2 protein-coding genes are annotated in these 1,067 nt (G+C 65.2%); both read right to left on the minus strand.

What is annotated here, in order from left to right; all coding sequences use genetic code 11:
- The coding region (locus MJD61_01380) for a fumarate hydratase (protein ID MCG8553928.1) at window positions 1-274 on the minus strand (274 nt) is incomplete at its 3' end.
- Window positions 275-304: 30 nt separating this feature from the next.
- Entirely contained in the window at window positions 305-844 is a 540-nt protein-coding gene (locus MJD61_01385; protein ID MCG8553929.1) for a ClpXP protease specificity-enhancing factor SspB, read from the minus strand.
- Window positions 845-1,067: the final 223 nt, after the last annotated feature.

A 1,067-nucleotide genomic window follows, 5' to 3' on the forward strand; every position in this document is an offset into this window, starting at 1 on the left:
CGTTCTTCAACAGATCCATGGCGACGAAGCGGTCGTTGTCGGAGGCCTCCGGGTCGTCGAGGATGCCGGCGAGTTGCTTCAGGTGGTCGGGCCTGAGCAGGTGCGAGATGTCCTTGAAGGCCTCGAAGGTGATCAGCTTCAGGGCCTCCGCATCCACTTTGAGCACGTCCTGGCCGTCGAACCTGTCGACGGAGACGTAATCGCCGGTGAGCCGGCGGTAGGGCGTGGCGTCGTCGCCCATGGCAAACAGGGGGTGGTGCCGGTAATCGCTCATGGCATCGCTCGCGTGGCCGGGGGCTGGGGGCTAGCTCTTCTTGCGGAAGGCGTCGAGGGCGATGACCTGGCCGGACTTGTCGCCGTCGCCGGCCTTGGCGTCGTCCTGGTTGGAGGTCGGGCGGACGTGCTCCTCGTCCGCCAGCATCATCGGGTCCAGGCCCAGGTCCTCGGGCAGCAGGTCGTCGTCCAGTTCGTCCTCCAGGCCGTCGAAGCTCATGGTCTTCAGTTGCAGGCCGAAGTTGACCGACGGGTCGGCGAAGGAAGTGACGGCGGCGAAGGGGACGGCGAGCCGCATCGGCGAGCCGCCGAAGTAGAGGGTCACCTCGAAGCCGTCCTCCAGCACGGTCAGGCTGTCGAACTGGTGCTGCAGGACGATGGTCATCTCGTCCTGGTACTTCTCCCTGAGGCTGGCCGGCATGACCACGTCTTCCTCGTCGGTCATGAAGGTGATGTAGAAGTGATGGTCCCCGGGCAGGCCCTCGGTGGCGACGATGTTCAGGGCGCGCCGGATGACCTGTCTGAGCGCCTGTTCGATCCAGGCGTCATAGCGGAGTGTGTTATCCTCCATGGCGCTGACACTGTAGCCCGCCCGGCAGCGCGCCGAAAGGCCGGGATTGACAAATGTCGGCCGCCCCGGCCGCCCAGGGAACGGGAGTGGGAGGCTTCTGTTGCCAGGTGCCTCCCGAACCCCGTTGTCGCTAGTGCCGGTTAGGCGGCGACAGCAAATGCCTCGTTGTCGTTGGCAACTATAAGCTTGGCCCGGTAACGGTGGTACCATGCCGGGCACCGAA

This window comes from Pseudomonadota bacterium, from assembly GCA_022361155.1.
Classification (GTDB): domain Bacteria; phylum Myxococcota_A; class Polyangia; order Polyangiales; family JAKSBK01; genus JAKSBK01.